Source organism: Streptomyces sp. NPDC003284 (assembly GCF_053589675.1).
Genome location: NZ_JBSFSI010000002.1, coordinates 427,256 through 440,877, shown reverse-complemented (window position 1 = coordinate 440,877; position 13,622 = coordinate 427,256). Strand labels below are relative to the sequence as shown.

Annotated in this window: 12 protein-coding genes; 8 read left to right on the top strand and 4 right to left on the bottom strand. The window is 73.9% G+C overall.

The window, feature by feature from the left end:
* The first annotated feature begins 127 nt into the window (after nt 1-127).
* From ACWDYF_RS05480 to ACWDYF_RS05460, 5 genes are all read left to right on the top strand, one after another.
* Nucleotides 128-769: a TetR/AcrR family transcriptional regulator gene (locus tag ACWDYF_RS05480; RefSeq protein ID WP_381743586.1), complete on the top strand. Its 642-nt coding sequence runs from the start codon at nt 128-130 to the stop codon at nt 767-769.
* A gap of 182 nt (nt 770-951) precedes the next feature.
* Nucleotides 952-2,010, top strand: a complete 1,059-nt coding sequence (locus tag ACWDYF_RS05475) for an endonuclease/exonuclease/phosphatase family protein (protein ID WP_037893416.1) — start codon at nt 952-954, stop codon at nt 2,008-2,010.
* Between the two features lie 89 nt (nt 2,011-2,099).
* Nucleotides 2,100-3,320: an MFS transporter gene (locus ACWDYF_RS05470; protein ID WP_389473991.1), complete on the top strand. Its 1,221-nt coding sequence runs from the start codon at nt 2,100-2,102 to the stop codon at nt 3,318-3,320.
* A gap of 114 nt (nt 3,321-3,434) precedes the next feature.
* Entirely contained in the window at nt 3,435-4,460 is a 1,026-nt protein-coding gene (locus ACWDYF_RS05465; RefSeq protein WP_381743583.1) for an ATP-binding cassette domain-containing protein, read from the top strand.
* A complete protein-coding gene (locus ACWDYF_RS05460; RefSeq protein WP_389473993.1) occupies nt 4,457-5,272 on the top strand; it encodes an ABC transporter permease in 816 nt (271 codons plus the stop codon). The genes ACWDYF_RS05465 and ACWDYF_RS05460 overlap by 4 nt, the downstream gene beginning before the upstream one ends.
* An 11-nt stretch (nt 5,273-5,283) precedes the next feature.
* Here ACWDYF_RS05460 and ACWDYF_RS05455 read toward each other — a convergent pair whose 3' ends face one another.
* Nucleotides 5,284-8,655, bottom strand: a complete 3,372-nt coding sequence (locus tag ACWDYF_RS05455; protein WP_389473995.1) for an AfsR/SARP family transcriptional regulator — start codon at nt 8,653-8,655, stop codon at nt 5,284-5,286.
* Nucleotides 8,656-8,734: 79 nt separating this feature from the next.
* The gene (locus tag ACWDYF_RS05450; RefSeq protein ID WP_451584263.1) at nt 8,735-9,259 is read right to left on the bottom strand and encodes a Uma2 family endonuclease; all 525 of its coding nucleotides are present in this window, start codon (nt 9,257-9,259) and stop codon (nt 8,735-8,737) included.
* A 168-nt stretch (nt 9,260-9,427) separates the two neighbouring features.
* On the opposite strand from ACWDYF_RS05450, the gene ACWDYF_RS05445 reads away from it, so the two are divergent.
* Nucleotides 9,428-10,228, top strand: a complete 801-nt coding sequence (locus ACWDYF_RS05445; protein WP_389473999.1) for a site-2 protease family protein — start codon at nt 9,428-9,430, stop codon at nt 10,226-10,228.
* On the opposite strand, the gene ACWDYF_RS05440 is transcribed toward ACWDYF_RS05445, so the two are convergent.
* Both ACWDYF_RS05440 and npdG read right to left on the bottom strand, forming a co-directional pair.
* Nucleotides 10,218-10,403, bottom strand: a complete 186-nt coding sequence (locus ACWDYF_RS05440) for a hypothetical protein (protein ID WP_018570507.1) — start codon at nt 10,401-10,403, stop codon at nt 10,218-10,220. The two genes, ACWDYF_RS05445 and ACWDYF_RS05440, sit on opposite strands and share 11 nt — an antisense overlap.
* Nucleotides 10,404-10,501: 98 nt before the next feature.
* On the bottom strand, nt 10,502-11,206 hold the full coding sequence (npdG, locus tag ACWDYF_RS05435; RefSeq protein WP_064532796.1) for an NADPH-dependent F420 reductase: 705 nt from the start codon (nt 11,204-11,206) through the stop codon (nt 10,502-10,504).
* Nucleotides 11,207-11,345: 139 nt separating this feature from the next.
* On the opposite strand from npdG, the gene ACWDYF_RS05430 reads away from it, so the two are divergent.
* On the top strand, nt 11,346-11,963 hold the full coding sequence (locus ACWDYF_RS05430; RefSeq protein WP_381743576.1) for a hypothetical protein: 618 nt from the start codon (nt 11,346-11,348) through the stop codon (nt 11,961-11,963).
* A gap of 212 nt (nt 11,964-12,175) precedes the next feature.
* Nucleotides 12,176-13,450 (top strand): MFS transporter, encoded by a 1,275-nt coding sequence (locus tag ACWDYF_RS05425; protein WP_389474007.1) that lies wholly within the window; start codon nt 12,176-12,178, stop codon nt 13,448-13,450.
* Nucleotides 13,451-13,622 lie beyond the last annotated feature (172 nt).

Sequence of the window (13,622 nt, the reverse complement as noted above, 5' to 3'; positions counted from 1 at the left end):
ACGCGCGAGGGGGCGGCACACAAGCGGGGGCGGAGCAGTCATGACGGGGGCGGCCGGCCGGCGGTGGGCAGCAGCACCGCCGGCCACCGGGTGGACAATGACCCGGTACGACGAAAGGACGTCTCAGGTGAGCCTCGCCGACAGCCAAGCCGCCCCGGAGTGCCCCGTGAGGGGCCGCCCCCGGAGCGAGGCGGTGGAACGCGCCATCGTCGAGGGGGTGATGAAGCTCCTGGAGGAGGGCGTGCCGCTGGCCGAGCTCTCCATCGAGCGCATCGCCCGGACGGCGGGCGTCGGCAAAGCCACCATCTACCGCCGCTGGAGCGGCAAGGAGGAGCTGTTCGTCGACGTCGTGCGCGCCGCCGAACCGCCCGACCCCGATCTGCCCGGCACCTCCATGCGCGACGATCTGGTGGCGCTGCTGGAGCAGTTGCGCCGACGCGGGCTGATCAGCCGCTCCTCGGCGATCCTGCACAACGTCTACGCCCAGATGAAGAGCAGCCCGAAGATCTGGTGCGCCTACCACGCCACCGTCGTCGAGCCCCGGCGCCGGATCCAGGTGGAGCTGCTGCGCCGCGGCCAGCTCACCGGTGAACTGCGCGCGGACGTCGACGTGGAACTGCTCAACGACATCCTCGTCGGACCCCTGCTGGTGCGCAGCATCATGCGGCCCGACCTGGACCTGCCCGAGGGGCTGTCGGAGCAGATCGTGGACACGGTCCTGGAGGGCCTGCGGCCCGTGCCGCGCCCGGCCGGTCCGGCGCCGGAGTGAATGTGCCCGTTTCGTCACAGAGCAGGCCCCGCACGGCGTGACCGGAACTCCGCGCCCCGGCTCGCTCGTCCTCGTGCTCGTACGGCCGTCATGGACGGCAGGAACGGAGCCGATCATCCCCTAGGGTCGTAGCCCACGGGGTGACGGTGCACGGCAGGCACGGCAGGCAGTGAGGCGACGGTATGGCGCAGCAGGCGTACTTGACGGAGACGGACGACGGCGGCTCGGGGCCCGAGCGCTCGGAGAACCGGATTCGGCGCCTGCTGGACCGGCTGCTGCGCGGCTGGCGCGGCGACCGCCGGATCTGGCGGCGGGGCATCGTCTCGGCGGTCCTCGCGGTGCTGGCCGCGCTGGTGATGCTGCTGCACTCGCACATCCCCAACCGGGTCGGCAACCTGGGCAGTCTGACGGAGACCTTCCTGCCCTGGCTGGGGCTGCTCGTGCCGGTGCTGCTGGTGGTGGCGCTGGTGCGCAAGTCGGCCACCGCGCTGATCGCGCTGGTGCTGCCCGTCGCCGTCTGGCTGAACCTCTTCGGCGGTCTGGTCACCGACAAGACCGGCGGCGGCGGTGATCTGACGGTGGCCACGCACAACGTCAACGCGGACAACCCCGACCCGACCGGCACCGCGCGCGAGGTCGCCGCGTCCGGCGCGGACGTGCTGGCGCTGGAGGAGCTGACGGCCGCCGCGGTGCCGGTGTACGAGCGGGCGCTGTCGTCGGCGTACAAGTACCACGCCGTGGAGGGCACGGTGGGGGTGTGGAGCAAGTACCCGCTCAGCGCGGTCCGCCCGGTCGACCTCCGGCTCGGCTGGACCCGTGCCCTGCGTGCCACGGTGGCCACGCCCGAGGGCCCGCTCGCGGTGTACGTCGCCCATATGCCCTCGGTGCGGGTGAAGCTGAACGCCGGGTTCACCGCGCAGCAGCGGGACCACAGCGCGACCGCGCTGGGCACGGCCATCGCGCACGAGAAGCTGGAGCGGGTGGTGCTGCTCGGCGATCTGAACGGCACGATGAACGACCGCTCGCTGGGCGCGGTCACCTCCCAGATGCGCTCGACGCAGGGCGCGGCGGGCAGCGGCTTCGGCTTCAGCTGGCCGGCCTCGTTCCCGCTGGCCCGGATCGACCAGATCATGGTCAGGGGCGTGGAGCCGGTAAGCTCCTGGACGCTGCCGCGCACGGACAGCGACCATCTGCCGATCGCGGCGCGTGTGAAGGTCACCACATCGGCAACCAGCTCGTAACCTGCTGGAATACCGGGCCTGAAAGACTTTGTTCCGCAGCTGAACATACAAGTCGCACGCTGTACGGAACCCACCCCGAAAGGTCTTTCATGCCCCTGGCCCTGCTCGCCCTCGCCGTGGGCGCCTTCGGCATCGGCACGACCGAGTTCGTCATGATGGGGCTGCTGCCCGACGTCGCCGACGACCTGGGCATCTCGATCCCCGCCGCCGGGCACCTGGTCTCCGCGTACGCGCTGGGCGTGGTCATCGGCGCCCCGCTGCTGGCCGCGCTCACCTCCCGGATGTCCCGCCGCCGGGTGCTGATCGGCCTGATGGCGCTGTTCGTCGTGGGCAACACGCTGTCCGCCCTCGCCCCCGGCCACAACTGGCTGCTGGCGGCCCGCTTCCTGAGCGGACTGCCGCACGGCGCCTTCTTCGGCGTCGGCGCGGTGGTCGCCACCGGGATGGTGCCGCCCGAGCGCAAGGCCCGCTCGGTGTCGCTGATGTTCCTCGGCCTCACCGTGGCCAATGTCGCCGGGGTCCCGGTCGCCACGCTCATGGGCCAGCACCTGGGCTGGCGGGCGACGTTCCTCGGGGTCGGCGCGATCGGCGTGGCGGCCATCGCCGCGCTCGCCCTGCTCATCCCCCGCGACCCCGCGCACGCCGCCCCGGCGGCCGGACTGCGCGGTGAACTGGCCGCCCTGCGCTCGCTGCCCGTGTGGCTGGCGCTGCTGACCACCGTGGCCGGTTTCGGCGCGCTGTTCGCCGCCTACAGCTACATCACGCCGATGCTCACCGGCACCGCCGGGTACGCCGAGTCCAGCGTGACCCTGCTGCTGGCCCTGTTCGGCGTCGGCGCGACCGCGGGCAACCTGCTGGGCGGGCGGCTCGCCGACCACGCGATGCGCGGCACCCTCTTCGGCGGGCTGGCCTCGCTGGCCGTCGTGCTGCTCCTCTTCCCGGTGCTGATGCGGGCCGGGTGGAGCGCGGCGCTCGCGGTGACCCTGCTCGGCACGGCCGCCTTCGTCACCGGCTCCCCGCTCCAGCTCATGGTGATGGAGAAGGCGGCGGCGGCCCCCTCGCTGGCCTCCTCCGCCAACCAGGCCGCCTTCAACCTGGCCAACGCCGGGGGCGCCTGGATCGGCGGGCTCGCGCTGGCCGCGGGCTTCGGCGCGACCTCACCGGCGCTGGCCGGCGGCGCCCTGGCCGTCCTCGGCCTGGCCGTGGCCGCCGCGGCGCAGGCCGTCGACCGCCGCCGTCCGGCCGAGGTCCCCGCGGCCCGCGTCGTCACCGGCCACGTACCGGAGGCGACCGCACCGCTGCACCGCTGAGCGGACGCCCCGCCCGGCGCCCGGCCACCGCGCCCGGATTCCTGTCGGCGGCGGCCGGGCGGGCGTCGGCGGACTGTCGGTGGTTTGTCGGTGGGGGATGGCATCGTCTTCGCCATGACACGAATCGACAAGCACCCCGGCGGCGCGGGGATCGCCGTGACGGTACGGGGACTGGTCAAGCACTACGGCGAGACCAAGGCGCTGGACGGCGTCGACCTCGATGTGCGCGAGGGCACCGTGATGGGCGTGCTCGGGCCGAACGGCGCGGGCAAGACCACCCTCGTCCGCATCCTCTCCACCCTGCTGGCCCCCACCTCCGGCGAGGCCACCGTCGCCGGGTACGACGTGGTGCGCCAGCCCCGGCAGCTGCGCCGGGTCATCGGGCTCACCGGGCAGTACGCGTCCGTGGACGAGAAGCTGCCGGGCTGGGAGAACCTCTATCTGATCGGGCGGCTGCTGGACCTGTCCCGCAAGGACGCCCGCACCCGCGCCGACGAGCTGCTGGAGCGGTTCTCGCTCACCGAGGCGGCCAAGCGCCCGGCCAGCACCTACTCCGGCGGCATGCGGCGCCGCCTCGACCTGGCCGCGTCCATGATCGGACGCCCCTCGGTGCTCTACCTGGACGAGCCGACCACCGGCCTGGACCCGCGCACCCGCAACGAGGTCTGGGACGAGGTCAAGACGATGGTCGGCGACGGTGTCACCGTGCTGCTGACCACCCAGTACATGGAGGAGGCCGAGCAGCTCGCCTCCGAGCTGACCGTGGTCGACCGCGGCAAGGTGATCGCGGGCGGCCGCATCGAGGAGCTGAAGGCCAAGGTCGGCGGGCGCACCCTGCGCGTCCGGCCGGCCGACCCGGGCGAACTGCGCCCGCTCGCCGGGATGCTGGACGAGCTGGGCATCACCGGGCTGGCGACGACCACCGTGGACACCGAGACCGGCTCCCTGCTGGTGCCCGTCCTCAGCGACGAGCAGCTGACCGCCGTGGTCGGCGCGGTGACCGCGCGCGGCATCACCATCACCTCCATCACCACCGAACTGCCCAGCCTGGACGAGGTCTTCCTGTCCCTCACCGGCCACCGCGCCAGTGCCCCGCAGGACGCCAGCCCCGCCGACGCCCGCGAGGAGGTCGCCGTATGAGCGCCGTCACCACTCGGATCCCGACCGCCGACGTGCGGATCCCGCTGCGCGGGCATCTGCGGCACACCGGCGCGCTGATCCGGCGCAACCTGCTCTGGATCCGCCAGGACCCGGAGTCCATGTTCGACGCGCTGCTGATGCCGATCGTCTTCACCCTGCTGTTCGTGTACGTCTTCGGCGGCTCGATCGGGCAGGCGCTGGGCGGCGGCCAGTCGCAGTACGTGCAGTACGTCATCCCGGGCATGCTGGCGATGAACAGCATGACGCTGTCCCAGGGCGTCGGCACGGGCTTCAGCCAGGACTTCAACAGCGGTGTCATGGACCGCTTCCGGTCGCTGCCGATCGGCCGCGGCTCGGTGCTGTTCGCGAAGATCGCGGTCGAGCTGTTCCGGATGCTGTTCGCCACGGTCGTGCTGATGGTCGTCGCCGCGCTGGTCGGCTTCCACATCACCCACTGGGCCGGTCTGTTCGCCACCGTCGGCCTGTCGGCGCTGTTCGCCTCGTCGATCATGTGGGTGTTCCTCACCCTCGGCGTCATGCTGAAGAACGCGCAGTCCGTGCAGGCGATGGGCTTCCTGGTGCTCTTCCCGCTCCAGTTCGGCTCGTCGATCTTCGCGCCGACCCAGTCGATGCCGGGCTGGCTCCAGCACTTCACCGACTACAACCCGCTCTCCACGCTCGCCGACGCGGCCCGCGGTCTGATGCTGGGCGGCCCGGTCGCGCACGACCTGTGGATCACCGTGGCCTGGTCGGTCGCGATCACCGCCGTCGCGGCGCCGCTCGCCATCCACAAGTTCCGCACCAAGACCTGAGGCCGCGCGCCTCAGAACAGGGCGGCGGCCTCCTCCGGGGAGAGGCCGCCGCCCTCGGCGTACGCGGCCTCGAAGCCGTCGGCGCCCAGCGTGCCCCGGATCTGCTCCACGACCTGGTCCCGGACATGGCGTTCCATGGCGGAGGAGATATGGCCGACGGACAGCAGGGCGTCGGCGGCGGCCAGGCAGCGGGCCGCGTCCCGGGCCCGTCCGCCGCCGTCGAGCGCGGCCAGGGCCATCGCGCCGACCATCAGATAAAGGGCGCGCATGTGCGGGGCGATGGCCAGGGACAGCGGGTCACCGGCCCCCCGCATCGCCTGTCCCGCCTTGGCCAGCGCCTCCTCGGGGCGGCCGTCGACCGCGTCGAGCCACGCTTCGGCGCCCAGGATGAAGGAGTCGAAGACGATGAAGTGGGAGATGCCGAACTCCTCGCGCAGCAGCCGCAGTTGCTCGCGTCCCTGCGAGATGCGGCCGGTCATGCCGAGGTGACCGGCCAGGAAGAGCCGGGCGGCGGGCATCGCCTCGTTCCCGGCGCCCAGCCTGCCGTCGATCACCTCGCGCAGCAGCCGCTCGCCCTGCTCCGCCTCGCCCGCCTCGATCAGGACGCTGCCCAGCCGCGACTGGAGCACCGCCGTCTGGGCACGCGCGCCGAGCCGTTCGGCGTGTTCCACGGCCTCCTCGTAGTCGGCGGCGGCCCGCAGATACCGTCCGGCGCGCTCATGGGACTCGCCGCGCGCGGACAGCGCCTCGGCGGCGCCCCAGGCGTCCCCGAAGCTCCGGTAGATCTCCAGCGACTCGTCGGCGTCGCGGGTGGCGTCGCCGGTCCACTCGACGCGGTTGGCCAGCAGGTTGGCCCGCATCTGGAGGGCGCCGGCCAGTTCGTGCTCGTAGCCGGGGGTGCTGCGGCAGGTGGCCACGGTCGCGTCGATGACGGTACGCAGCCGCACCATGTCGCCGCTCAGTATCACCGCGAAGAACCACAGCATGCCGGGGTAGCGGCAGGTCTGGGGCAGGCCGGGCTCGTAGACCTCGGTGACGGCCCGGAGCTTCCGCTTGGCCTCGGGGGTCTCCCACGCCTCCAGTTCGGTGTCCATGCAGGCGAGGTGGAGCAGATGCAGGCCGCGGCGGGCCTCCGCCAGGACGTCGTCGCTCATCGGCGGCGGGGCGTCCGTGCACCGCTGCCACACCGGCACCGCGCGGCGCACCGGCTCGGCGAACGGGTCGGGGGTGAACGCCATGACGTCCGCGCACCAGTTGCGGGCCTCGATGCGCACGTCCCGCATCTGCCAGTACGTGCCCAGGGAGTGGATCAGGCACAGCGCCTCCTGCTCGTCGCGTTCGGCGACGGCGTGCCGCAGGGCGGTGCGCAGGTTCTCGTACTCCAGCTCGAAGCGGGCGATGGCGGCGAGCTGGCCGGAGCCGCGCAGCAACGGGTCGGTGGTGCGGGCCACTTCGCGGTAGTGGACGAGGTGGGCGCGTTCGGCCGCGGCCCGGCCGCCGGTCTGTGCCAGCCGTTCGGCGGCGTACTCGGCGACGGTCTCCAGGAGCCGGTAGCGCATCGCGCCGTCGGCGGCGGGCGCGGCCACCACCAGCGACTTGTCGACCAGGGAGCCGAGGGCGTCGAAGGCGGCGGGACCGCACACGGCCTCGGCGGCGGCCAGGTCGCAGCCCCCGGCGAAGACGGACAGCCGGCTCAGCACCTCCCGCTCCCCCGCGTCCAGCAGGTCCCAGGACCAGTCGACGACGGCGCGCAGGGTCTGCTGGCGGGGCAGCACGGTGCGGCTGCCGGAGGTGAGCAGCCGGAAGCGGTCGTCGAGCCGGTCGGCGATCTGCCGCGGGGAGAGCATCCGCAGCCGGGCGGCGGCCAGTTCGATGGCGAGCGGCAGCCCGTCCAGACGGCGGCAGATCTCGGCGCAGGCGGCGGCGGTGTCCGCGTCGGCGTCGGTGCGGAACCCGGGCCGTACTGCGGCGCCGCGCTCGGCGAACAGGCGCAGCGCGACCGGATCGGGCAACGGCTCCACCGGGCGCAGCAGTTCGCCCGGTACGCCGAGGGGTTCGCGGCTGGTGGCGAGGACGGTGAGGCGGGGGCAGCGGGCGAGGAGTTCCTCGACGAGGTGGGCGGCGGCGTCGACGACGTGCTCGCAGTTGTCCAGGAGCAGGAGCATGCGGCGGCGGGCGCAGTGCTCGACGAGCCGTTCGACCGGGTCGTCGTGGCGGTCGGCGACGGCGGCCCGTATCTCCTCGGCACCGGCGCCGTAGAGCACGGTCTCGCGGGCGCCCACCGCGGTCAGCACCGCCTCGGGCACCGCGTCCGGGTCGTCGACCGGGGCCAGCTCCGCCAGCCACACGCCGTCCGGCGGGGCGGGCCGCAGGGCCTCGGCGGCCTCCTGCGACAGCCGGGTCTTGCCGGCCCCGCCGGGCCCGAGGAGCGTGATGAGCCGCGCGCTTGCCAGGTCGGCGCGGAGCGCGTCGATGTCGCTCTCGCGGCCCACGAAGGAGGTCAGCCGGGCGCGCAGGTTGCTGGACGGCGGCGCCGGGGCGGCGGCCGGGGGCGCGGGGTCGGCGGGAGCGGCGGCCGCCGGGCGGCCGGGGGCGATGGCGGTGGCGTACGGGTCCGGGCCGCCGGTGCCCCGCCGCCGGTCCTGCCGCGGTCCGTCGCCGCCGAGCAGCCGCCCGTGCAGCGCGCGCAGTTCGGGCCCCGGGTCGGAGCCGAGCCGGTCGGCCAGCAGCCGCCGTACGTCCTCGTAGGCGGCGAGCGCCTGGGCGGTGCGGCCGGCCTCGTGCAGGGCGCGCAGCCTGAGCGCCTGGAGGGGCTCGTCCAGGGGGTGGGTGTCGCACAGGGCGGTCAGCTCGGGCAGGGCCCGGTCGGTGTCGCCGAGGGCGAGCGCGGCGGCCAGGCGGGCCCGGCACACATCCAGGTGCCGGGTCTCCCAGCGGGCCGCCTCGGCGGTGCGGTCGGGCAGGTCGGCGAGGGCGGGGCCGTGCCACAGGGCGAGGGCGTCGTCGAGGGTGGCGGCGGCTTTCGCCGGGTCGCCGTCGGCGAGCGCGGCCAGACCCTCGCCCGCCAGCCGCTCGAACCGGTGCAGATCGATGTCGTCGGCCGTGGCGGTGAGCCGGTAGCCGCCCTCGGCGGAGGCCACCGCGTCGGCGCCGAGCGCCCGGCGCAGCCGTCCGACCAGGGCCTGGAGCGCGCCCGTGGCGTCGGCGGGCGGATCGTCCTCCCAGACCTCGTCGACCAGGACGGACACCGGGACCGTACGTCCGGGCCGCAGGGCGAGCACGGTCAGCAGGGCGCGCAGCCGCGCACCGCCGACCGGGACGGCGGTGCCGTCGGAGCGGAATGCCTGGGTGGTGCCGAGGATGCGGTAGCGCACGGGGTCCATTGTCCCCGGGGACGCCCCGGAGCCGCTCGGGGGTTTCCTCGTGGCGGAAAGCGGCGGGAAAGCGGCGAGGACAGGTGTCTCAGATGCGGACGAACTGGGAGGAGTCGAGGGTCAGGGTCTGGTCGGCGACGGGAATGCGGATCTCGTCCCCGAAGGCGCCGGACTCCTCGTGCCGGTAGACGCCGTCCTGGGGCCGGGTCAGCAGGGTCCAGCGGGCGCTGAGCACATCGACGACGAGGTAGGCGGGGATGCCGCGCAGCGCGTAGTGGTCGGGCTTGGTGCTGTAGTCGCGGTTCCTGCTCTCGGGGGAGACGACTTCGACGACGAAGGGCAGGTGTCCCTCGTCGAACTCGCTCTTGCCGGAGTTCCACTCGCTCTCCGGCAGGGCGGAGACATCCGGCTCGGGCGAGTAGCCCTCACGCCGGGGAACGATCTTGAACTCACCGATCGGCACCCAGCCCGGCGCCGATGTCTCGATCTGGTTCGCGATGCGGCGCTGGGTCATGAGATGCGCCTGCGTGACAGGTACCACCGTGAGTCCGTTCCGTGTCAGGCGGAGTCGCAGCCGCCTGGGCAGGTGAACTGCCTCAAGCGCATCTGCCACCCACTCCTCGGTAGTGGTCACGACACCTCCCTGGTCGAGTCGATTCCAGCCTACCGACTATCAGGAACCGCAAGCCCACCGCAGCACGTTCCCCCCGTGTCACCGGTACGGTCGACCCCACCCGCCGGTCGCGCCCGGCACCGGACCGTCCTTTGGAGCGCCCCGCCCATGACCACCGCCACCGCCCGCCGCGACGACCGCCGGATCAGCCCCGTGTTCCTGGGGATCCTGGCCGTCACCGCCGTCACCGGGTGGGCCACCTGGACCGGATTCGCCGAGCGGCCCGGTGTCGCGGTGTTCCTGTTCGTGACGGCGGCCTGGATCGTCTCGCTGTGCCTGCACGAGTACGCGCACGCCCGCACCGCGCTGCACAGCGGGGACATCACGGTCGGCGCGAAGGGCTATCTGACGCTGAACCCGCTGAAGTACACGCACGCGCTGCTGAGCGTCGTACTGCCGGTGATCTTCGTGATCGCGGGCGGGATCGGGCTGCCCGGCGGCGCGGTCTTCATCGAGCGGGGCCGGATCCGGGGCCGCTGGCGGCACAGCCTGGTCTCGGCGGCCGGGCCGCTGACCAACGTGCTGTTCGCGGCGGTGTGCACCGCGCCGTTCTGGCTGGGCGCGCTGGACGGGGTGCCGGGCGACTTCCGGTACGCGCTCGCCTTCCTCGCGCTGCTCCAGGTCTCGGCCGCGCTGCTCAACTTCCTGCCGGTCCCGGGCCTGGACGGCTACGGCGTGCTGGAGCCGTGGCTGTCGCAGGGGCTGAAGCGCCAGGTGGAGCCGTTCGCGCCGTTCGGACTGGTGTTCGTCTTCGCGCTGCTGTGGCTGCCCTCGGTCAACAGCGCCTTCTTCGACGCGGTCCACGCGGTCCTGGGCCATCTGGGCGTGGACGACCAGGACCGCTACTGCGGTCAGGAGCTGTACCGCTTCTGGCAGGGGACGAACGAGTACTGCGCGGTCAGCCGGTGACCGAGCCGCCGCGGGCCGCGCGGCCCCGGCGCAGGTAGTACCAGGTCATGTTGGACGACAGTCCGGCCAGCAGGACCCACACGATCCCCAGCCAGCTGCCCTGGACGAAGGAGACGACGGCCGCGGCCACGGTGAGCACGCAGACGATCAGGGCGTAGAGGGCGAGGCGGGGCATGGGGGCGGGCTCCTGTCGGGGACACGGGGACACTGCTCGGGACTGCTTCGCCGACCAGTGTCCCCCATGCGCGTCCCGGACCGGTGCGCGGGCGGCACTCAGACGTCGGTGAGCCGCAGCCCCGCGTGCGCCTTGTAGCGGCGGTTGACGGAGATCAGGTTGGCGACCAGCGACTCCACCTGGTGGGCGTTGCGCAGCCGCCCGGCGAAGACCCCGCGCATCCCGGGGATCCGGCCGGCCAGCGCCTGCACGATCTCCACGTCGGCGCGCTCCTCGCCGAGGACCATCACATCGGTGTCGATCCGCTCGATCGCGGGGTCCTGGAGCAGGACGGCCGACAAGTGGTGGAAGGCGGCGGTCACCCGCGAGCCGGGCAGCAGGGCGGCGGCCTGCTCGGCGGCGCTGCCCTCCTCCGGGGTGAGCGCGTAGGCGCCCTTCTTGTCGAAGCCGAGCGGGTTGACGCAGTCCACGACGAGCTTGCCGGCCAGTTCCTCGCGCAGCGACTCCAGGGTCTTGCCGTGGCCCTCCCAGGGCACCGCGACGATCACGACGTCGCTGCGGCGGGCGGTCTCGGCGTTGTCGGCGCCCTCGACGCCGTGCCCGATCTCCTCGGCCGCCGCGCGCGCCCGGTCGGCGGCCCGCGAGCCGATGATCACCTTCTGGCCGGACCGGGCGAACCGCTGGGCGAGCCCCTTGCCCTGCGGGCCGGTCCCGCCGAGCACGCCGACGACCAGTCCGGAGACGTCGGGCAGGTCCCAGGGGTCCTTGGCGGGGGCCTTCTGTGCACTGTCGGTAGAGGTCATGGGCCGACTCTACGTCCGCGGCCCCTCCCCCACCCGTCCGGGTGAGCCGGGTCAGCGGTGCCGCCCGGTGTCCCCGGTGCGGGCGAACCGGGTGCGAACTGCGCGCCGGGAACGGCCGTTTGGGGCAGCATGCGCTCCCATGGACGCCGTACGGGTCGCGCTGCTGCGCGAAGTGCTCGCCGGGACCGAGTGGTTGGCCGCCACCCGGCGGTTCGCGGGGGCGCTGCGCGGCTCTGTGGTGGCGCACGGGGGCGGGCTGCTGCTGGTGGGCACGCCGGAGCACGAGCCGTGGCATCTGGCCGCGCATCTGGTGGACGAGGCCGCCTGGTCGGGCACTCCCGAGCTGGCGCCGACCCTGGTGCGGCACGGCGCGGGTCCCGCGGATCCGGCGCACCTCGCGGTCGGGCTCGGCCGGCTGGCGGCGGCCCGGCGCGGCGAGACACTGCTCGTGGTGGCGCCCGAGGTGCCCGGCGGCGGGGGCGAGCCCGCGGAGCTGCTGACGCGGGTGCACGACGTGCGGCGGGCCGGGGCGACGGTGCTGGCGCTGGGCGCGGGCGGCGGCGAGCTGGCGGCGATGGCACACGAGACGCTGGCGGTGCCGGACGGCGGCGAACTGGACCTGGACACCGTGCAGCACCTGGTCAGCGCGGCGGCCGGGGAGAACCCGCTGCCGGGGCCGCGCGGGCGCGGGCGGTGGCGGGACCGGCTGTCCCGGCTGGCGGAGGCGCTGACGGCTCCGCCGCCCGCCCGCTGGTAGGCCCCGGGGAGTCCGCCCCGGGAAAACCCGTTTGCCCCAGCCGGGCCTGTGCCTGAACATGACCCGACGTGACCGATCACGTCCCGTCTTCTCCTGCTTCTCCGTCTGCTCCTGCTTCTCCGCCTCCCCCCGCCTCTCCGCCTGCTCCGTCCGGCGCCCCGCCCGTCGCGGAGTCCGCCGAGCCCGCCGAGCCCGCCGAGCCGCCGTCCGGGCTGCGGGCGCTGCTGCCGGATCTCGCCCCGTGGCGCTCCTCCCGCGACTTCCGCAGGCTGTGGGTGTCCGGGCTGATCTCCAACTTCGGTACGTTCCTGACCTTCGTCGCGCTGCCGGTGCAGATGAAGGAGCTGACCGGCTCGGCGGCGGCGGTCGGCGCGATCGGCGCGGTGGAGCTGGTGCCGCTGATCGTGTTCGGGCTGTACGGCGGGGCGCTCGCGGACGCGATGGACAAGCGGCGGCTGATCCTGTGGACCGAGGCCGGCCTCGGGGTGCTCAGCGCCGTCCTGCTGGTGGACGCCCTGCTGCCGCACCCGGCGGTGTGGCCGCTGTACGTGGTGGCGGCGCTGTCCTCCGCGCTGACCGCCGTGCAGCGGCCCGCGCTGGACGCGCTGTGGCCGCGCATCGTGGCCCATGAGCACCTGCCCGCGGCGACCGCGCTGAACTCGCTGCGCTGGACCGTGGGCGGGGTGGCCGGTCCGGCGGTGGCGGGTGTGATCGTGGCGTACGCGGGCCTGGCCCCGGCCTACGCGGCCGACTTCGCGACCTTCGCCCTCTCGGTGGTGCTGGTGGTCCGCATCGCCGCGCAGCCCGCCTCCCACGAGGCCGCGAAGCCGTCGCTGCGGGCCGTCGCGGAGGGCGCCCGCTACGCCTGGAACCGCAAGGAGCTGCTGGGCACCTACGCGGTGGACCTGGCCGCGATGTTCCTGGCGATGCCGCTGGCGGTGCTGCCGTTCCTCGCGGACGAACTGGACGCCCGCTGGTCGCTGGGGCTGATGTACGCCGCCGTGCCGCTCGGGTCGCTGCTGGTGAGCGTGACCAGCGGCTGGACCTCGCGGGTGCACCGGCACGGCCGGATGGTGGTCCTCGCGGCCCTGCTGTGGGGTCTGGCCATCGCCGCCGCCGGGGTGGCCGGGAACGTCTGGCTGGTGCTGCTGTTCCTCGCCGTGGCGGGCGGCTGCGACATGGTCAGCGGGATCTTCCGGGGCGCCATGTGGAACCAGACCATCCCGGACGAGCTGCGCGGCCGGCTGGCCGGGATCGAGCTGCTCTCGTACTCGGTGGGCCCGCAGCTCGGCCAGGTCCGCTCCGGCGGGCTCGCCGCCTGGTGGGGCGTACGGGCGTCCGTGTGGTCCGGCGGCGTCCTGTGCGCGGGCGCGGTCGGCCTGCTCGCCCTCTGCCTGCCCGGCCTGATGGCCTACGACGTCCGCACGAACGAACACGCGGTACGCCAGCGCGAACTCCGCTCGCCGGGCCTGCGCACGGCCGCCTGACCGGGGCCCCGCCGAACCCCAGCGGCCCCGTGCACCGGACGACGGTCCCACGGCCGACCGCCCTACCGGCACCTACCGAGGGCCCGCCGAAGAACCTGGCCTGGGCCCGCCCCGCGCCTTGGTCCCGGGAGGCGGCGGAACGTCCGCACGGTAAGGGCACCTGGGCGTGCCC